The sequence below is a fragment of the Mycolicibacterium pallens genome (assembly GCF_019456675.1).
In the GTDB taxonomy this organism is placed as follows: Bacteria; Actinomycetota; Actinomycetes; order Mycobacteriales; family Mycobacteriaceae; genus Mycobacterium; species Mycobacterium crocinum.
This window is the reverse complement of the sequence record NZ_CP080333.1, coordinates 267,680-286,854: the sequence shown is the minus strand read 5'-3', so window position 1 is coordinate 286,854 and position 19,175 is coordinate 267,680. Positions and strand designations below refer to the sequence as shown.

Sequence of the window (19,175 nt, the reverse complement as noted above, 5' to 3'; positions counted from 1 at the left end):
CGATGGCGACGCTGACCACCGAGCAGCGAGATCTGGCCGAAGCGGTGACGGACCTGATGGCCAAACGGTCCCCGGAGGCCGAGGTGCGACGGCTGATGGCCACGGACACCGGGTATGACCCTGGCGTCTGGGCCGAGCTCGCCGCGATGGGCCTGTTGGGGTTGGCGATACCTGAGCAGTTCGGCGGCGCCGGCGCAGGCGCCGTCGAGGTGGGCCTGGTCATGGAGGCCATGGGACGCGCTCTGCTGTGCGCCCCATACCTGTCCACCGCGGTGCTGACCACGGGATTACTTGCCGCACTTGGCGATTCGGCCGAGCAGGCCGATGTCCTGCCGCGCATCGCCGCGGGTGAGCTGATCACCACGGTGGCGTTCGCCGAGGCAGGGTCGGCGCGACCTCCCCTGAGCCCGGCCACGACGGCCCGCGCCGACGGCAGCGAATGGCGGCTGTCGGGCACCAAGACCTACGTGCTGGATTCTGCTGTCGCCGAACGCATGTACGTGCTCGCCGGGGAGGGGGTGTTCGCGGTCGACGCCGGCGCGCCGGGCCTCGACGTCAGCCTGTTGTCGACGGTGGACCAGACTCGCAAGCTGGGCCGCGTGGTGTTCGACGACACCCCGGCCCGCTTGGTGGGTGCCGAGGGTGCTGGTGCAGCAGCGATGGACCAGGCGCTGGATCGTGCATCGGTGGCGCTCCTGGGCGAACAGGCCGGCGGCACGATGTGCGCGACGCGGATGGCCGCCGACTACGCCAAGACCCGGTTCCAGTTCGGGCGGGCGATCGGCAGCTTCCAGGCGATCAAGCACATGTGCGCGGACATGCTGCTCGAGGCCGAGTCGGCGGTGTCGGCCGCCCGCCATGTTGCCGCCGCGTTCGACGCCGACGATGCCGCGCGGTTCACGGATTTGGCTGTGGCACAGGCATATTGCTCGGAGGCGTTCGTCACGGTGGCGGCGAACAACATTCAGGTGCACGGCGGCATCGGATTCACCTGGGAGCACCCCGCCCACCTGTATCTGCGCCGGGCACGGACCGACGCCCAGCTGTTCGGCGAACCGGCCTGGCACCGGGAACGCTACCTGCGACTGCGGGAGGCGCAGCGATGACCGACGACGAGGTACGCGACGAGGTCCGGCGGTGGCTTGCCGATAATTGGGATGCTTCGCTGGACCGCGGACAGTGGGCGCAGCTGGTGTTCGACGCCGGCTGGGCTGTGCCCAGTTGGGAGCCGCAGTGGTGGGGCCGCGGCCTTTCCGATCCGCAATCGCGCATCGTGGCAGCGGAATTCGCTGCCGTGGGCGCACCCGGTACCGGGCACGACCGTGCGAACCTGTTCGCCTGCACACTGCACGACCTCGGCACCGACGAGCAGAAACACCGGCTGATCCCGCCGTCGATCCGCGGCGAGACCAAGTGGTGTCTGCTGTATTCCGAGCCGGGTGCGGGCTCGGACCTGGCGGGGTTGCGCACTCGCGCCGAGCGGGACGGCGACGACTGGATCATCGACGGCCAGAAGGTGTGGACGTCGTTCGCGAAGGCCGCCGACTACGGTCTCCTGGTGGCGCGCACCGACTGGGATGTGCCCAAGCACAACGGGATCAGCTTCTTCATGTTCCCGATGCGCCAGCCCGGCGTCGAAGTCCGTCCGATCCACCAGATCACCGGTGAGTCGGAGTTCAACGAGGTCTTCATCTCCGGCGCCCGCGTGCCCGACGCAAACCTGGTCGGCGAACCAGGCGGCGGCTGGTCAGTGTTGCAGGTGGCGCTCGCCTACGAGCGGCGACTGATGGGTGACCTCGCGCGCACGTCGCGTTCGGCCCGCAAGCCGCAGGCCGACGCCGACAGCCTGGTCGAGATGGCGCGCCGCGCCGGCAAGCTCGACGACTCGTTCATCCGTCAGGAGATCGCGCGGGTCGAGGCGTATGCGGCGGTGAACCGCTGGAACACTCAGCGCGCCAAAGCCACATCTGATCGCGCCGAGGCCGCGACGCTGCTGGCGCTGGGCAAGATCGCGATGTCGCGGATCCTGCACGAGACGGCGAAGGTGCAGACCGAGATCGCCGGACCGGAGTCGATGTTGAGCGGGCCGGAAAATCCGGTCGGGGACGCGGTCACGTTCCGCACGTTGAATGCCTATTTCACGTCGATCGGCGGCGGCACCGATCAGATTCAGCGCAATATCGTCGGCGAGCGTGTGTTGGGCCTGCCGAAAGAGCCGGAGCCCTTCCGCAATACCGCATTCCGGGAGCTGCCGACCAGTTCGTGATCGTCGTTCAGTGAGCGCTGGTGTCGCACATTGCGCTGCCGAGTGCTACGTCAACGCTCACTCAACGCGTTCACGGGGTGCAGGTGGCCCGCGACAACGGTCGCGGTCACCAGTTCGCCGTCGAGGGCGTCGAGCACCTCCGCCGGCGCGGCGCTCAGGACGCACAGGTCGCCGGGCTGGCCGGCGTCGATGGTCCTCGGCACGTCGGGGCGATCGGCGTGCCCGGTGAACAGTGTCAATGCCGTTGTGGGCGTGACGCATTCGCTGCCGTTCACCACCGCGCCGGTCTTGGTGGCGCGGTGCACCGCGGCGCGCATGGACGCCCACGGGTCGGCGTCGCCGAACGGCAGGTCGGTCGACAGCGCCACCCGCACACCGGCGTCGAGCAGGGATGCCAGGCGCCACAGCGCGGGCTGGTCGTGCGGTTCGACGTCGATCAGGTACTGATCTCCGCGTTCGGCAACGAAGTTCGGCTGGGTCACCACCAGCACGCCGATGTCGGCGAGCTCGGCCAGGGAATCGGCGGGCACCACGGCGGCGTGCTCGATCCGGTCGCCGGGATGAACGCCCGCTGCCCGCAGCGCGGCCAGCGTGACGACCAGCTGGCCCGCCGTCACACAGTGCAGGGCGACAGCTCTGTTCTCCCGGTGCGTTGCGCGGATCCAGTCGGCGAGTTCGTCGAGATCGAGGGAATCGTCATGCAATATCCGCTTGCCCGGCGCCAGCCAGTGCACCCGCTGATGCAGAAAACCATGCCGGTGTTCCTCGGTGAGCGTGACGATGTCATCGGCCCCGAGGTTCGGGGTGGCGTCGGTGACACCGGTGACGCCGTATCGGAGAAGCCGGCGGCTGATCGCGGCCAACGAGGTGTCACGGCGCGCGACCGCATCCGACCAATTGTCATAGCTGCGCAGCCTGCCGTCCGGGTGATCAGGCAGCCCGACCGCGGCCAGCCCGGCCGAGTTCAGGTACCACAGCACGCCGCTGCGGTGTTGAATGCGCACCGGCACAGCGGGAGTGAGTTCATCGAGCAGCTGCCGGTCCAGTGGGCCGGCAGCGGATTCGTGGTAGCCGACCGCCCGGATCCAGCCGTCCTCGCCGACCGGCGCGTGGGCCAGCACGTCGGCGAGCTCGGTGCGGTTATGGACCAGCGCCGGTCCGACCTGGACCGAATCCCGTGCAGCTGCAGCCGCCCGCAAATGTACGTGGTGGTCGTGCAGGCCCGGTATCACGGTGCCGCCCGCAGCGTCGAAGGTGTCCTCACCAAGGCGCGGGGTCAGCCGCTCGGCAACCTCGTCGATCTCGGTGCTCACCCGGATGTCGACTATCCGCCCGTCCAGGAGGTGCGCCTGGTGGATCAACATGCGACCGAGCTCCGCTGTTGGACGAGCGCTTCCACAGTGGCATTGTCGGCGCCCAGCGCCGAAGCCGCTGCAGTGATCTGCGGCGGTGACGACGGTATGGGTGTCTCGGCGGGCAGCGCCGCGTACGTCGCGGCGACGGCGGCCATTGCCACCTCAATGGTCTCGCCACCGCCCCGCTGAAGTGAATGCGCCACGGCGAGTGCAGCTTCCAGGCCGGTAAGGGGATCGGCGATGGCGTCCCCACGGAACACCGGCCCGCTGGGGCTGGTGTCGACCAGTCCACCCGCGACAGCCGCGTCGTCGCCGAAGGCCGCGCGGGCCGAGTCCGGTCCGTGGCCGGTGATGCGGAGCCAGATTCGGCCGTCCGGCCCGGTCAGCGTTTCGGGACTCAAACCCCGCCGCGCCAGGACACCGGGTCGCGAGCCTTCGATCACCACGTCAGCGACCGCCAGCAATGCGGCAATGCGGTTGCTGTCGAAATCGACGGTGTACGACAGCTTTCCGTGATTCATCCAGTCGTAGAACCTCTGGTCGCCGGTCCTGGTGCCGTCGGGGCGGGCCGGGCTTTCCACCTTGACGACGGTCGCGCCCGCGGCCGCGAGGAGTTGGCCGCACAGCGGGCCTGCCCACATCGACGACAGGTCGGCGACCAGCAGGCCGGTCGCCGTACGAGCTTCGGTGCGCCGCCCCGACATCCGCACGATCGGCGCCGCGGGCGCCGTCTCACCGAGCCGTGCGGCAGGCAGACCCAGCAGCGCCGCCCGCTCGACAACGTCCTCGCCACCACGCGTGGCCGCCCACTCCTCGATCGCAGGCCACGGGTCGGCGGGCACGGCGTCGGCTTCGACGAGTGCGGGTACAGCCTCGATGTCGTCGGCGCGCGAGAGCGTCAGCGCCCACCAGCCGTCGCGCGTGGGCATCAACCGCGTCGCGCCGCCCGCCGAGATGCGCCCCCGCCGCCGCAGGCCGAGCAGCGCGGCCCGCCCGGTCACGATGGTGGCAGCGTCCACATGGACGCCCAGCACATCGGTGAGCTCGGCGGCAACGGCCTGAGCGCGGGTCAGCATGCCCCTATCTTCGCCCAGACTGCACTTCGTGAACACATCGCCCGAGTACGGGCGCAAACAAGTGCAGTCTCGGCGCCTAGAAATGCAGCGCGCTGAACCGCCAGTTCAGCACCGGACGGTCGTCGCCCTCGTCGGCCACCGCGTAGACCACCGAGCGCAAGGTCAATACCCCGCCGCGGTCGTCGGGCAGCGGCTCGGCGGCCTCGATGTGCAGCTCGCTGTACAACGTGTCGCCCTCGTGGACCGGGCCGGTGTGATCGCATGACGCCCAGCCCAGCACCGTCGCGAGGTTGGGCAGCAACCGGCTGGCCTGAGCCAGCGCCAAGCCGATGGTGTGCCCGCCGTACACCAGCCGCTGACCACCCACCCGCGAATCATGATGTGTGGCAGCGATATTCAAACTCAGCCGAGCCAGCTCCGGTGCCGAGCTCACGACATCGCCGGTGCTGCGCAGGACTGAGCCCGCCATATCGGGGTAGAAGTGCGGGCCGGGAACGCGCTCGCGGAACGCCACCGCATTCCAGTCGGCCGTCGGCTGCGGCGCGGCGGGCAAGTTTGCGCCGATCAACGACAGATCATCCGCATGTCCGGTATCCGGGGCGTCCGGACTCAGCGGCAACATCGCGCAGCGGTAGAAGTCGAGCACCAGCCGGCCAACCTGGTCGATGGTGGTCATCCGCAGCGCCGCCAGACCCGTCGGCGCCCGACCGGGCTTGGCGGTGTTCTGCCGCAGCCCGACCACCTCGGTGCGGGTGAACAGGCTGTCCCCGATGACCGGATAGCGGTAGAAGGTCAGTCCGCGGTAGAACAGGTTGGCCTTGACCCGCTGGGTGGCCAGCGTGCTCTGCCCGATCGCGACGTCACACACCAGCGCCGGATGGGCCAACGGGGCGCCTGCCCCGACGACGGCGTAGGCCAGGCCGGCATCCAGGGACAGCCGCAGCCGGTCCCCGAGGATGGCCTGATGAGTCGCGGCGGCGCCGGAGGTCAACGTCATCGAGGGCGCCCAGTCGAAGACCTGGCCGACAACCAGGTCGTCGAAGTACGGGCCGCCAGCCTCGCCACCGCCAATATGGCCGTACAAAGTCACAGTCGCCCATACTGGTGCTTCACCCAAGACCGTGTCAATATGGCCGTACATTTCGGCGATCTTGGAGCGAACCTGGTGAGCACTGCACTCAACGACGAAGAAATGATGCTGGTGGAGACCGTGCGGGCGTTCATCGACCGCGACGTCAAGCCGTCGGTTCGCGAGGTCGAGCACGCCAACACCTACCCCGAGGCGTGGATCGAGCAGATGAAGCAGCTCGGCATCTACGGCCTGGCGATCAGCGAGCAGTACGGCGGCAACCCGGTGTCGATGCCCTGCTACGTCGAGGTCACCCAGGAACTCGCTCGCGGCTGGATGAGCCTGGCCGGCGCGATGGGCGGGCACACCGTGGTGGCCAAGCTGCTGGAGATCTTCGGCACCGAGGAGCAGAAGCGGACGTACCTGCCGAAGCTGGCCACCGGCGAGGTGCGCGCGACGATGGCACTGACCGAGCCCGGCGGCGGTTCGGATCTGCAGAACATGGCGTGCGTCGCCCGCCGTGACGGTGACGACCTCGTCATCAACGGGTCCAAGACCTGGATCACCAACGCCCGCCGGTCCGGCCTGATCGCGCTGCTGTGCAAGACCGATCCGCAGGCCACGCCACGCCACAAGGGCATCTCGGTGGTGCTCGTCGAATCGCCGATCGGCGGCCTGACGGTGTCGCGCGATCTGCCGAAGCTCGGCTACAAGGGTGTCGAGTCCTGCGAGCTCTCGTTCGACGGCTGCCGGGTGTCCGCGTCGGCGATCCTCGGTGGCGAGCCCGGCCGCGGATTCGGCCAGATGATGAAAGGCCTTGAGACCGGCCGCATTCAGGTGGCTTCCCGAGCGCTTGGCGTGGCGACGGCGGCCCTCGAAGACGCGCTGGCCTATGCCCAGGACCGGGAGAGCTTCGGCCAGCCGATCTGGAAGCATCAGGCCGTCGGCAATTACCTGGCAGATATGGCCACCAAGCTCACCGCCGCGCGCCAGCTGACCCGCTACGCCGCCGAGCGCTACGACAGCGGCGACCGCTGCGACATGGAGGCCGGGATGGCCAAGCTGTTCGCCTCCGAGGTGGCGATGGAGATCGCGCTCAACGCGGTGCGAATCCATGGCGGCTACGGGTACTCCACCGAATACGACGTCGAGCGCTATTTCCGCGACGCACCGCTGATGATCGTCGGCGAGGGCACCAACGAGATCCAGCGCAATGTCATCGCCGGTCAACTCGTCGCGCGGGGCGGCATCTAGTCGGCCATGAAAACCGAGCCCGCGTATCAGGTTCTGCGGCAACGGCTTCGCGACGAGATCGCGGCCGGGGCCTACCCCGAGGGTGTCCGGTTGCCGACGGAGTCGGAGCTGGTGGCCGAGCATGGGCTGTCCCGGCAGACGGTGCGCCGGGCGTTTCAGGATCTGGTGGCCGAGGGAGTCGTCTACCGGGTGCCGGGTCGCGGGACTTACGCCAATCGCGGGTACTTGAGGCAGCTGGGTTCGATCGAGGACCTGATGAGCCTGTCCGAGGACACCACGATGGAAGTGCTCCAGGGTCTGTCACGCCGTGTCGACGTGTCGGCCGCCAGCAGGCTGCGGCTGGAGCACGACGTGGTATACACCGTGGTGTTCCGGCGGCTGCACGACGGCATGCCGTTCGTGGTGACCACCGTGCACCTGCCGGAGTCGGTGGCGCGGCTGGTGTTCGACTCCGCGGAGTTGGCCGACGGCGCGGTCGGCACCAACACCGTGATCGGTGTCCTGGAGCCGCACCTCGATCAGCCGATTGCCGAAGCGGCGCAGTCGATCACCGTCGCGCCCGCCGACGAGCAGGTCGCCGACGCGCTGGGCTGCGCCATCGACCACCCGATGCTGAGGGTGGACCGGCTCTACTCCGATACCACCGGCACCCCGGTCGAGTTGTCGGTCAGTCACTTCCTGCCCGAGCAGTACACCTACCGGGTGACGCTGCGGCGCTCGAGCTAGACGATCTCGTCGACCAGGCCCCACGTCAGCGCCGTCGCCGGATCGATGGTCTGGCCGGACAGCACCAAATAGGCTGTGCGCCAACGCCCGATCCGCCGGGGAATGCTCACGGTGCCGCCCGCGCCGGGGATCAGCCCCAGCATCAGTTCGGGCAGGCCCAGCACCGCGTCGGGCCGGCAGCTGACCCAGCCGCAGAACGACGCCATCTCCAAACCGCTGCCCAGCACGCGGCCGTGGATCTCGGCACGGCAGGCGCGGCCGAGCCGCCCGGTCAGTTCGTCGAGCGCCAGTGCAGGGCTGTGCCGAGTCCGCGCCAGGTGCGCCGCGGCCGGATCGACGAAGGTGCCGAACTCACCGAGATCTCCACCGCTGCAGAAGGATGCGCCGGCGCCGCTCAACACCACCTCGGTGACGGTGTCGTCCAGCAGGGCGACGGTCAGCGCCTCCAACAGCAGGGCCCGGGCGTCGGTGCTGAATGCGTTGTGTCGCTGCGGCCGGTTGAACCGGATTCGCAGGGTGCCACCGTTCCGCTCGGCGAGCACCGGGTCACCGATGTCGGGCAGGCTGGCCGGTCCCCGCGAGTCCAGCCAGCGAGCGAATTCAGGTCCGGCCTGCAGCGTCGAGTACGCCAGTGATTCGGTGATGACCCCGGGCAGGGCGAGGCCGGTGACGTCGACGGACCGAAGCACGTCGTCACAGACCGCAGAGGCATGCGGCCAGCGTTCACACCGCTCCCGCAGTTCGGCCACCGCATCATCGACCGACGCGACGACGACGCACCGCCGGTCTTCCTGCTCACTCTCGACAAGGGCGAATGTGGCTGTGTCGAGCCAGAATTCACCCTCCGGAGTCGATGACTCCCCGACCGCCACGACGACGCCCGGCGGACCGGTCACGCCGATCGGGGGCGGGTCTGCGAGATCGACAACCCGCATTTAGCCGGTGGGTGCGGGCGAGTACTTGGCGATCAGTTCCTGCTTGTACAGCTTGCCGGTGTCGGTCCGGGGCAGCTCGGCCTCAAACGAGATCGATCGCGGGCACTTATAGTGCGTCAAGCGATCTCGCAGCCACGCCAACAGCTCCTCGGCGAATTCGTCCGTTGCCTCCGCGGGATCGACCAGTTGGACCACGCCCTTGACGCTCTGGCCCATCTCCTCATCCGGCACACCGAAGACCGCGGCGTCCATCACCTTCGGGTGCGTGACGAGCATGTTCTCGGCCTCTTGGGGGTAGATGTTCACCCCGCCGGAGATGATCATGTGGTGCCTACGGTCGGTCAGGTACAGATAACCGTCCTCGTCGAGATAACCGATGTCGCCGACCGTCTTCCAGCCGTGCCCGTCGCGCGACTTCGCGGCCTTTTCGGCATCGTTGAGGTACTCGAAGTCCAGACCGCCCTCGAAGAAGATCTCGCCGGCCTGCCCGGGGGGCAGCTCGTTGCCGTCTTCATCGAGGATGTGCAACGCACCCATCATCGGCTTGCCGACCGACCCGGGATGGGTGAGCCAGTCCTCGGCGAAGATCAGCGTCGAGCCGATCGCCTCGGAGGAGGCGTAATACTCGTCGACAATCGGACCCCACCAGTCGATCATCTGCTTCTTGATGTCCACCGGACAGGGCGCGGCGGCATGCATGACTCGCTGCAGGCTCGAGATATCGTACGAAGCACGCACGTCCGCAGGCAGTTTCAGCATCCGGGTGAACATCACCGGGACGAACTGGCCGTGTGTGACCTTGTGCGTCTGGATCGCGTCGAGGCAGCCCTGCGCGTCGAACTTCTCCAGGACCACCGTGGTAATACCGGCCGCCAGCGTCTGCATCGACCACACTGACGGTGCGGTGTGGTACAGCGGGGCGGGGCTGATGTACACCGCATCCGGGGTCATCCAGAACCCGATGAGCCCCGCCATCATGCCGGGTACCTCGGTCGGCGGCAGGTGTGGCAATTCGCGCTTGATTCCCTTGGGCCGCCCCGTTGTTCCCGACGAGTACTGCAGCAGGTCGCCCTCGATCTCGTCGTCGATGGGCGTAACGGGTTGATCCGCAACACATTCCGGATAGCTCAGCCAGCCGTCCAGCTGACCGTCGATGATGACGCGCAACTGCGGCAACCCGTTGGGCAGCTCGGCGGCGAGCCCGGCCAGCGTTTCGCGCAGCGCGACCGAGCCGATGACGGCCTTGGCCTCGCTGTTGTCGATGATGTACGCGGCTTCGGCCGCGTTCAGGTGCGTGTTGATCGGCACGTAGTAGAGCCCGCAGCGCCGCGCCGCCCACAACACGGTGTGGAAATGCTCGTTGTTCTCGATGAGCACGGCGACGGCGTCGCCCTCGCGCAGTCCAGCCTTCCGGAACAAGTGCGCGAGCTGGTTGGCTCGGGCTTCCATCTCGCCGAACGTGACGGTTTTTCCGGAGGGATACAGGATGACGGCCGGCTTGTCGGGATTGGCCTCGGCATGCTCGCGGATCTGCATGGGAGCACTGTACGACAGAGCCAGTTGACAGGTGTCAACTGGCTCCCCGTTAGTCGCTCAGCAGTTACTCGGCTTCGGCCAGGCGCTGCTTGAGCGCCTCGAACTCGTCCTTCACGCCGGTCGGCAGCTTCTCGCCGACGAACTCGAACCACTCTTCGATCTGCGGCAGTTCGTCGCGCCACTCCTGGACGTTGACCGCCAGCGCCTCGTTCACGTCGGCCGGATCGGCGTCCAGGCCCTCGAGGTCGAGATCGTCCGCGCTCGGCACGATGCCGATCGGCGTTGTGGAGCCGTTGGCCTTGCCCTCGACCCGCTCGATGATCCACTTCATCACGCGGCTGTTCTCGCCGAAGCCCGGCCACAGGAAGCGGCCGTCGTCGCCGCGGCGGAACCAGTTGACGAAGAAGATCTTCGGCATCTTGGACTCGTCGGCGTTCTTGCCGAGGTTGATCCAGTGGGCGAAGTAGTCGCCGACGTTGTAGCCGAGGAACGGCAGCATGGCCATCGGGTCACGACGGACGGTGCCGACCTTGCCCTCGGCGGCGGCGGTCTGCTCGGAACCCAAAGTGGCGCCGATGAATACGCCGTGCTGCCAGTCGCGGGCCTGCGTCACCAGCGGCACCGTCGTCTTGCGGCGTCCGCCGAACAGGATGGCCGAGATCGGCACGCCCTGCGGGTCGTCCCACTCCGGAGCCAGCGTCGGGCACTGCGACATTGGGGTGCAGTAGCGCGAGTTGGGATGGGCAGCCTTCTCGCCGGACTCCGGCGTCCAGTCGTTGCCCTTCCAGTCGATCAAGTGCTGCGGATCGCCTTCGAGGCCTTCCCACCAGACGCCGCCGTCGTCGGTCATCGCGACGTTGGTGAAGACGGTGTTGCCTGCGGCGACGGTCTTCATCGCGTTCGGGTTCGAGCTCCAGTTGGTGCCCGGCGCGACGCCGAAGAAGCCGAACTCCGGGTTGGTCGCGTACAGCCGGCCGTCCTTGCCGAAGCGCATCCAGGCGATGTCGTCACCGACGGTCTCGGCGCGCCAGCCGGGGATGGTCGGCTGCAGCATCGCAAGGTTGGTCTTGCCGCAGGCCGACGGGAAGGCGGCAGCGACGAAGTACGACTTGTTCTCCGGGGAGATCAGCTTGAGGATCAGCATGTGCTCGGCGAGCCAGCCCTCGTCGTGGGCCATCGCCGAGGCGATACGCAGCGAGTAGCACTTCTTGCCCAGCAGCGCGTTGCCGCCGTAACCCGAACCGAAGCTCCAGATTTCGCGGGTCTCGGGGAAGTGGGTGATGTACTTCGTGTCGTTGCACGGCCACGGAACGTCTGCTTCGCCCGCCTCGAGCGGAGCGCCGAGGGAGTGCAGCGCCTTGACGAAGAACCCGTCGTCGCCGATCTTCTCCAGCGCGGCCTTGCCCATGCGCGTCATCGTCCGCATCGAGACGACCACATATTCGGAGTCGGTGATCTCCACGCCGAGCTTGGGGTCGTCGGCACCGAGCGGACCCATGCAGAACGGCACCACATACATGGTGCGACCGCGCATCGACCCGCGGTACAGGTCGGTCATGATGCCGCGCATCTCGGCCGGGTCCATCCAGTTGTTCGTCGGGCCGGCATCGATCGCCCGCTCCGAGCAGATGAACGTGCGTGACTCGACGCGGGCAACGTCCGACGGCGCCGAGCGCGCGAGGTACGAGCTGGGCTCTTCCGAGTCGCTCAGCTTGGTGAAGGTTCCGGCGGCGACCAGTTCGTCACACAGCCGCTGGTACTCCTCTTCGGAGCCGTCGGCGAAGACCACCCGGTCGGGCTGCGTGAGTTCGGCGACTTCCTGGACCCAAGCGAGCAGGCCCTCATGCTTGGTCGGTGCGCTATCCAGACCGGGGATGGTCGCTGAAGTCATCGCTCTAATCTCCTGCTTACTTTTATGGCCAGGACGCAGGCCGGATTCCGCGTCGAGACACGGTCCTCCCTGAAAAGTAGGTTAACGCGGGTGAGATACCCGCGGTTAATCGGGATTATGTCCGATCACTCACAGGAACGATTCAGAAGCTCATAATTGGCGCCTTTGCATCGATTCAGTGCGTCGAGTTCCTCGCGGACCGCAACCAGCGCACTCTCGATCACTGGGACATGCCGGTCTCGGGCCGCGGCCGCCCGGGCCCCGGCGACGGCGTGTTCGCGGATCTCCCGGTCGATGCGGGCGACCGATTCCGCGGTTCGCGCGCTGTCCGCGGCATCGCGTTCGGCGGCGGATCGGCCCAGCGATGCCTCGGCCGCCAGCACGCTCCGGCCCACCCACTCCTCCATCGCGGTGCGCACCCGGCCGGTCACCTCCACTACCCAGCGGTCGAGCACTGCCCGGTCCTGCAGCAGGCTGCGCACACCGACCACCCACAGCGTCAGGACCACGCCGAGCACCGCCCCGCCGATGGCACCGCCGACCGACCACTGCGGGGCCAGGTCGGCGAGCATCCGGCTCAGCGTCAGTGCGACGCCGAGGCCGAAGCCCGCGCCGAGGAGCAGCATCAGCCGGTTCTCCGGACCATGGGGGCGCAGGGGCGCGGCACCCACCTCGACGACGGGGCGCGAGTCCACGGGTTCGACGGCCAAGTCGAGTTCCTCGCCGATGTCGGCCAGCTGCCGGGACACGCCCACGGCCACGTCGTCGGCCACCTCCGTCGCCCGGCGCCGAACCTCGTCGCTGAAACCGTCCACGGAGCGTCGGCTCAAACCCGCGATGTCCTCCTGTAGTTCGGCCCGCACCGACGCACACCGGTTGCGCGCAAAGTAGGACAGCTGCAGCCGGGCCTGCTGAATCTGGCTGCGCAGGGCGATCGAACGCTGCGACTTGTCCAACCGGAACTGCTGCAGCACTGCGGTGCGCTGCTCGCGCAGGGTTGCCAGCCGCGCTTCTCGGCCTGCGCCGGCCACGTCGCGATCGAGTCGACTCCGCAGTGTCAAGAGCCGATTCTCCCACGCGCGCAATCGGTTTCGTCGATCCAGGGTGTCTTCGGCGAGGGCATGCCGAAGGCAGTCGACGAGCTCCTCGACGACGGGTGTCCCCAGATCCGGGGCAGCGGCGGCACCCACCCAGGGCACATCGCGGTATCGGGGCGCCCGCTGCGCCAGCAGCGCACGGTCGGCGTCGAGCACCTCGCGCCATGTGCGGTGCACGTCGATCTTCGACACGACCCCGATCACCGCGTCGGTGTCGGCGGCGACGGAATCCAGCAGCGCACAATCCGACTCGGTCAGCGGTGCGGTCGCCGAGACCACGAACACCACGGCGGTCGGCGCGTCCCCGGCGGCGAGTGCGTCGGCTTCGACGACGGTGCACTCGGGCAGCCGGTCTCCCAACGCGGCGACCACACTGCTCACCCCGGCCAGCCACGGACCGGACACCAGCACCACGTCGCGACGGACGATCGACGGCGCGGGCAGCCTCGGGTCGATCTGCGATACCAGGGTGTCGACGGGGTCGGTCACGGCGTGCGCTCCACCGGCTCGGGGATGCCGCCGGCGCACTCCCACAGCCGCAGCGAGCCGCGGGCAATGTCAGCGCCGCAGCGGGCGTGCAGTCGCGAGACCGGCCCCCGCGAATACCGCTGCCAGACGATCGCGCGCCGCAGGTGCGCGGCCGCTCCCGCACCGCCGTCGACCGTCATCCCGGCGGCCTGCACGACATCGATCGCCGCGGCCATCCTGGCGGCGACGGCGTCGTCGTCGGCCGACTCGGCTAGCCGCTCGTAGCGCATCGGCGCCGCGGCCGCGTCGATCCCGGCCAGTAGTCCGTCGAGTGCACTGGCCCGCCGCAGCGCCGCCACCACCCCGGCCCGGTCCGCGCCGTCGCGCAGTGCCCGCACCGCGTGCGCGATCCCGAACAGGTCGAGGTGGGCAAGCAGCCGCTGCCGCGTCGACCCGGGCAGCCGGTGGTGCCCGGCCGCGAACCGGTCGGTGGAGCCGAGGTCGGCCGGTTCGGTGGTCAGCACCCGCAGCGCGGCGAGCATGTCGTCATCGAGCACCGAGTCGTCGACGGCCGCGAGCGCGGCGAGGGCGGCCAACGGATAGACGGGCACGGTGTCGCTGAGCAGCCGGCACCGTTCGGCGGCCGCCGCCATCGGTCCGGCGCCGCCGAAACCGGTCAGATCCGCCTTGGTGAGGACCGCGACGACGGGCCGCGGGCAGTCGGCCAGTGCGCGTCTGTCCTCGGGTTTGAGGGTTTCGGCGAACACGTAAACGTCCAGGTCAGATGGCTGCGACGGGTCCGCCACCGCCACACCGGCCCCACGCAGCACGCCTGTCACCGTGCGCCGCCCGCACCCGGGCCTGCCGACCACCCCGACGCGCACCGGCTGCCCCACCACACCGCACATGCTGGCATCAGCGGGCGTGTGGCGCGAGCCACTACCAGGAGAAGGCAACTGTTGGGTATCAATCTGCACCACGAGGCGGGTACTCCTCTGATCATGAGCGACCATGGACGGATGCATGCGCAGCGCCAAGGCGGCTCAACCACGCCTGATGCCTGGCCAGCGCATCCGTATCCCCGCATCACCAGCTTCCGTTCACGCCGATCCACCCTGACCGAATCGCAGCAGGAGGCGTGGGACAGGTTGTGGCCCGAGATGGGCACGCAGGCCCGGATCGGTGAGAAACCTGCGGATCTGCTGGACACGGCCGCGTGGTTCGGCAGGCAGGCGCCCGTCGTCCTGGAGATCGGCTGCGGAACCGGCACCTCCACTCTCGGCATGGCCATGGCCGAACCGGACATCGACGTGGTGGCGGCCGAGGTCTACAAGCGGGGCTTGGCTCAGCTGCTCAGCGCCGTCGACCGAGAGGGCGTCTCCAACATCCGGCTGGTCCGCGGCGACGCCGTCGACGTCCTGGAGCACATGTTCGGCCCGGGCTCGCTGACTGGTATTCGGGTGTTCTTTCCTGACCCGTGGCCGAAATCACGGCATCACAAGCGGCGGCTGCTGCAGCCCAACACGATCGCCCTCATCGCCGACCGGCTGCGTCCGGGCGGTGTCCTGCACGCCGCCACTGACCACGCGGGTTACGCCGAGCAGATCGCCGAGGCCGGCGACGCCGAACCGCTGCTGCGTCGTGTGCAGCCCGGCGACGAGCTGCCGATCTTGGTGCGGCGACCGACGACGAAATATGAGACGAAGGCCGCTGCCGCGGGTAGCCCGGTGGCCGAACTCTTGTGGGTGAGGCGACGATGAGTGTGATGGAAGACGCGGCGGCGGCGCCCGCATTGCCGGACAGCGGAGATCAGCTGGTGACTCCGCCGATTCAGCGGGTACTTCTGGTCTGGGACGCACCCAACCTGGACATGGGGCTGGGTTCGATCCTCGGCGGCCGGCCCACGGCCGCACACCGGCCGCGGTTCGACGCGCTGGGCCGCTGGCTCTTGACCCGCACCGCCGAACTGTCGGCCGGCCACCCGGACATCTCGGTGGAACCGGAGGCGACAGTGTTCACCAACATCGCGCCCGGCAGCGCGGACGTCGTCCGCCCCTGGGTGGAGGCGCTGCGCAATGTGGGATTCGCGGTGTTCGCCAAGCCCAAGGTCGACGAGGACAGCGACGTCGACTCCGACATGCTGGCCCATATCGAACTGCGCCGCACCGAGGGCCTGGCCGCCGTGTTGGTGGCCTCGGCCGACGGGCAGGCGTTCCGCGCGCCACTGGAGGAAATCGCCAGGGCGGGCACCCCGGCCTACGTGCTCGGATTTCGCGAACATGCCAGCTGGGCGTTAGCGTCGGATACCTTGGAGTTTGTCGACCTGGAGGACATTCCTGGTGTTTTCCGAGAGCCGCTGCCGCGAATCGGCCTAGATTCGCTCCCAGAGCAGGGGGCATGGTTGCAACCGTTCCGGCCGCTGTCCTCATTACTGACATCGCGCGTCTGAGTAGGAGAAACCGATGCGCAGGTCGCAGAAGATTTGGTTAGGAGCTTAGGTGTTCGCCTGGTGGGGTCGAACTGTGTATCGCTACCGATACATCGTGATCGCGGTCATGGTCGCGCTGTGTGTCGGCGGCGGCATCTACGGAGCCAGCCTCGGCAAGCACGTCACCCAGAGTGGGTTCTACGACGAGGGCAGCTCGTCGGTGAAGGCGTCGCTGCTCGCCGACGGTGCGTACGGCCGCGACACGTCGGGCCACATCATCGCCATCTACACCGCGCCGGACGGTAAGACCGTCGACGACCCGGACTTCCAGAAGAAGATCCTGGACAACCTGGCCCAGGTCGAGCGGGACCACCCCGACGAGATCCTGCGGTCGATCGGCTACTTCAAGAGCCCGCAGCTGCTGTCCAATATGGCCGACGCGAGCAAGAAGCACGCGTTCATGTCGATCCAGCTCAAGGGCAATGACGACGACACGATCCTGAACAACTACAAGAAGGTCGACAAGGACTTCTTCATCAAGGACGTCGACGTCAAGCTCGCCGGTCTGCAGCCGCTGGCCGCCGAATTGACCGGCACCATCGGCGAGGACCAGCAGCGCGCCGAGGTGGCCGCCATCCCGCTGGTCGCGGTGCTGCTGTTCTTTGTCTTCGGCGGCGTGGTCGCCGCCAGCCTGCCCGCCATCATCGGCGGTCTGTCCATCCTCGGCGCGCTCGGCATCATGCGGTTGATCGCCCTGGTCACGCCCGTGCACTTCTTCGCCCAGCCGGTCGTGACGCTGATCGGTCTGGGTATCGCGATCGACTACGGGTTGTTCATCGTCAGCCGGTTCCGGGAAGAGATAGCCGAGGGCTACGACACGGAGGCGGCGGTCCGCCGGACGATGATGACGTCGGGTCGCACGGTCATCTTCTCCGCGGTGATCATCGTGGCGTCGTCCCTGCCGCTGCTGCTGTTCCCGCAGGGCTTCCTGAAATCCATCACCTACGCGATCATCGCCTCGGTCATGCTGTCGGCGGTCCTGTCGATCACCGTGCTGGCCGCGATCCTGGCCATCCTCGGCCCGAACGTCGACGCGCTCGGTGTGCGGACGCTGCTGCGGCTGCCGTTCCTACGCAACTGGGGTTTCTCGCGCGCGATCATCGACTGGTTCGCCGAGAAGACGCAGAAGACCAAGACCCGCGAAGAGGTCGAGGCCGGTTTCTGGGGCAAGCTCGTCAACCGGGTGATGAAACGCCCGATCCTGTTCGCCGCCCCGATCGTCATCTTCATGATCGTGCTGATCGTGCCGCTCGGGAAGCTGTCGCTGGGCGGCATCAGCGAGAAGTACCTGCCACCGGACAACTCCGTGCGTACGGCCCAGGAAGAGTTCGACAAGATCTTCCCCGGTTTCCGCACCGAGCCGATCACGCTGGTGATGAAGAACACCGACGGCCAGCCGGTCACCGACCAGCAGGTCGCCGAGGTCCGCAACAAGGCGATGGCCGTCAGTGGGTTCACCGATCCGGACAACAACCCCGACGCGATGTGGAAGGAACGTTCCTACCTCGACGGGGCCTCGAAGGACCCGTCGGTGCGGGTGATCCAGAACGGTCTGGTGAACCGCAACGACGCGGCCAAGAAGATCGCCGAATTGCGGTCGATCACGCCACCCAGGGGGGTGTCGCTCTACGTGGGCGGCACGCCTGCGCTGGAGCAGGACAGTATCCATAGCCTGTTCGCGAAGCTGCCGCTGATGGTGGTGCTGCTGATCGTGACGACGACGATCCTGATGTTCCTGGCGTTCGGATCGCTGGTGCTGCCGATCAAGGCCGCGTTGATGAGTGCGCTGACGCTGGGATCCACGATGGGCGTACTGACGTGGATGTTCGTCGACGGGCACGGCTCCGGGGTAATGAACTACACGCCGCAGCCATTGATGGCGCCGATGATCGGGTTGATCATCGCGGTGATCTACGGCCTGTCCACCGACTACGAGGTGTTCCTGGTGTCCCGCATGGTGGAGGCCCGCGAACGCGGCATGTCCACCACCGAGGCCATCCGGATCGGTACCGCCACCACCGGTCGGCTGATCACCGCGGCCGCCCTGGTGCTGGCCGTGGTCGCCGGCGCGTTCGTGTTCTCCGACCTGGTGATGATGAAGTACCTGGCGTTCGGTCTGCTGATCGCACTGCTGCTGGACGCCACGATCGTCCGCATGTTCCTGGTGCCGGCGATCATGAAGCTGCTCGGCGACGACTGCTGGTGGGCGCCGCGCTGGATGAAGCGTCTGCAGAACAAGATCGGTCTCGGCGAGACGCACCTGCCCGACGAGCGCAAGCGGCCCGTCGTGCGCGAGCCGGACCCTGCCCTGGTCGGTGCGGGCGCTCCCGTCGCGGCCGCGCGTCCCGTGCACGATCCGACCCATCCGGGCATCGAAGGCCGGGCCCGTCCCCGCGTGGTGGGCCGCGCCGAGTACCGCAACCCGCCGCCGCAGGAGGCGCCGTCGGCCGCCGGTACCGCGCGGATGCCCGACCCGGTCGAAGCCAGCACTGACGCACCGACCACCCGATTCTCGGTGGCCAAGAATGCCGTCAAGAACGCGGTGAACACCGCGGCCTCGGCGACCCGGGCCAACCGTCCGCCCGCGCCGCCCGCGCCCGACCGCGAGATCGAATCGTGGCTGGGCGAGCTGCGCGGCAAGCCGGGTGCCGGTGGGCCCACTCCCCCGCCGCAGCCGTCGGCCGAGCCCACTCGGGCGATGTCGGGTCCGGAGGACACCACCACGGCGATCCCGAACCCCACCGACAAGAACGGCGCCGACGACGTCTCCCCCGCCGTCAGCGCCGAGGAGACCCGCGCGATCCCGGTCAGCCGCCCCGATCAGGGCGACTCCGAGGTGGCCACTGAGAAGCTGAACTCCCGCGGCAAGAAAGAGGGCGAGGAGCAACGCCGTCGCGGTAGCGGTGGCGGGGTCAGCGCCGCGGATCTCTTGCGCCGCGAAGGACGCCTGTAGTCCATTCAGAACGGAGAGCGCCGACCCAGCCGGTACGTCGCTCTGAGTTCTGACTCGGCGC

At 68.1% G+C, this 19,175-nt stretch carries 15 protein-coding genes; 7 read left to right on the top strand and 8 right to left on the bottom strand.

Annotation, left to right across the window (positions count from 1 at the left end):
- Positions 1-2: 2 nt before the first annotated feature.
- Positions 3-1,106, top strand: a complete 1,104-nt coding sequence (locus K0O64_RS01400) for an acyl-CoA dehydrogenase family protein (RefSeq protein WP_220045938.1) — start codon at positions 3-5, stop codon at positions 1,104-1,106.
- Entirely contained in the window at positions 1,103-2,266 is a 1,164-nt protein-coding gene (locus K0O64_RS01395) for an acyl-CoA dehydrogenase family protein (RefSeq protein WP_220045937.1), read from the top strand. Before K0O64_RS01400 ends, K0O64_RS01395 begins: the two co-directional genes overlap by 4 nt.
- A gap of 50 nt (positions 2,267-2,316) precedes the next feature.
- On the opposite strand, the gene K0O64_RS01390 is transcribed toward K0O64_RS01395, so the two are convergent.
- From K0O64_RS01390 to K0O64_RS01380, 3 genes are all read right to left on the bottom strand, one after another.
- Complete coding sequence (locus K0O64_RS01390) at positions 2,317-3,630, bottom strand: amidohydrolase family protein (protein WP_220045936.1); 1,314 nt, start codon at positions 3,628-3,630, stop codon at positions 2,317-2,319.
- Positions 3,624-4,697 carry a CoA transferase gene (locus tag K0O64_RS01385; RefSeq protein WP_220045935.1) on the bottom strand — a complete coding sequence of 358 codons (1,074 nt, stop codon included), beginning with the start codon at positions 4,695-4,697 and terminating at the stop codon, positions 3,624-3,626. Before K0O64_RS01385 ends, K0O64_RS01390 begins: the two co-directional genes overlap by 7 nt.
- A 76-nt stretch (positions 4,698-4,773) precedes the next feature.
- A complete protein-coding gene (locus K0O64_RS01380) occupies positions 4,774-5,787 on the bottom strand; it encodes a MaoC family dehydratase (RefSeq protein ID WP_220045934.1) in 1,014 nt (337 codons plus the stop codon).
- Positions 5,788-5,862: 75 nt separating this feature from the next.
- On the opposite strand from K0O64_RS01380, the gene K0O64_RS01375 reads away from it, so the two are divergent.
- Positions 5,863-7,020 carry an acyl-CoA dehydrogenase family protein gene (locus tag K0O64_RS01375; protein WP_220045933.1) on the top strand — a complete coding sequence of 386 codons (1,158 nt, stop codon included), beginning with the start codon at positions 5,863-5,865 and terminating at the stop codon, positions 7,018-7,020.
- 6 nt (positions 7,021-7,026) lie between these two features.
- The gene (locus K0O64_RS01370; protein WP_220045932.1) at positions 7,027-7,746 is read left to right on the top strand and encodes a GntR family transcriptional regulator; all 720 of its coding nucleotides are present in this window, start codon (positions 7,027-7,029) and stop codon (positions 7,744-7,746) included.
- Here K0O64_RS01370 and K0O64_RS01365 read toward each other — a convergent pair.
- The 5 genes from K0O64_RS01365 to K0O64_RS01345 all read right to left on the bottom strand — a co-directional run bounded on the left by K0O64_RS01365 (position 7,743) and on the right by K0O64_RS01345 (position 14,572).
- The gene (locus K0O64_RS01365; RefSeq protein ID WP_220045931.1) at positions 7,743-8,681 is read right to left on the bottom strand and encodes an enoyl-CoA hydratase/isomerase family protein; all 939 of its coding nucleotides are present in this window, start codon (positions 8,679-8,681) and stop codon (positions 7,743-7,745) included. The two genes, K0O64_RS01370 and K0O64_RS01365, sit on opposite strands and share 4 nt — an antisense overlap.
- A complete protein-coding gene (gene fadD4 / locus K0O64_RS01360; protein WP_096309585.1) occupies positions 8,682-10,217 on the bottom strand; it encodes a fatty-acid--CoA ligase FadD4 in 1,536 nt (511 codons plus the stop codon). It abuts the gene before it with no gap.
- Between the two features lie 64 nt (positions 10,218-10,281).
- Positions 10,282-12,108, bottom strand: coding sequence for a phosphoenolpyruvate carboxykinase (GTP) (locus K0O64_RS01355; protein WP_096309584.1), 1,827 nt, complete (start codon positions 12,106-12,108; stop codon positions 10,282-10,284).
- A gap of 125 nt (positions 12,109-12,233) precedes the next feature.
- The gene (locus tag K0O64_RS01350) at positions 12,234-13,694 is read right to left on the bottom strand and encodes a hypothetical protein (protein ID WP_096312641.1); all 1,461 of its coding nucleotides are present in this window, start codon (positions 13,692-13,694) and stop codon (positions 12,234-12,236) included.
- Complete coding sequence (locus K0O64_RS01345) at positions 13,691-14,572, bottom strand: hypothetical protein (RefSeq protein ID WP_425574754.1); 882 nt, start codon at positions 14,570-14,572, stop codon at positions 13,691-13,693. Before K0O64_RS01345 ends, K0O64_RS01350 begins: the two co-directional genes overlap by 4 nt.
- Before the next feature lie 102 nt (positions 14,573-14,674).
- Here K0O64_RS01345 and trmB point away from each other — a divergent pair, with 102 nt between their 5' ends.
- The 3 genes from trmB to mmpL3 are packed head-to-tail and all read left to right on the top strand — an operon-like array spanning position 14,675 to position 19,114.
- Positions 14,675-15,433, top strand: coding sequence for a tRNA (guanosine(46)-N7)-methyltransferase TrmB (gene trmB / locus K0O64_RS01340; protein WP_096309582.1), 759 nt, complete (start codon positions 14,675-14,677; stop codon positions 15,431-15,433).
- Between the two features lie 5 nt (positions 15,434-15,438).
- Complete coding sequence (locus K0O64_RS01335) at positions 15,439-16,122, top strand: NYN domain-containing protein (protein ID WP_425574756.1); 684 nt, start codon at positions 15,439-15,441, stop codon at positions 16,120-16,122.
- A gap of 49 nt (positions 16,123-16,171) precedes the next feature.
- Complete coding sequence (gene mmpL3, locus K0O64_RS01330) at positions 16,172-19,114, top strand: trehalose monomycolate exporter MmpL3 (RefSeq protein WP_096309581.1); 2,943 nt, start codon at positions 16,172-16,174, stop codon at positions 19,112-19,114.
- Positions 19,115-19,175: the final 61 nt, after the last annotated feature.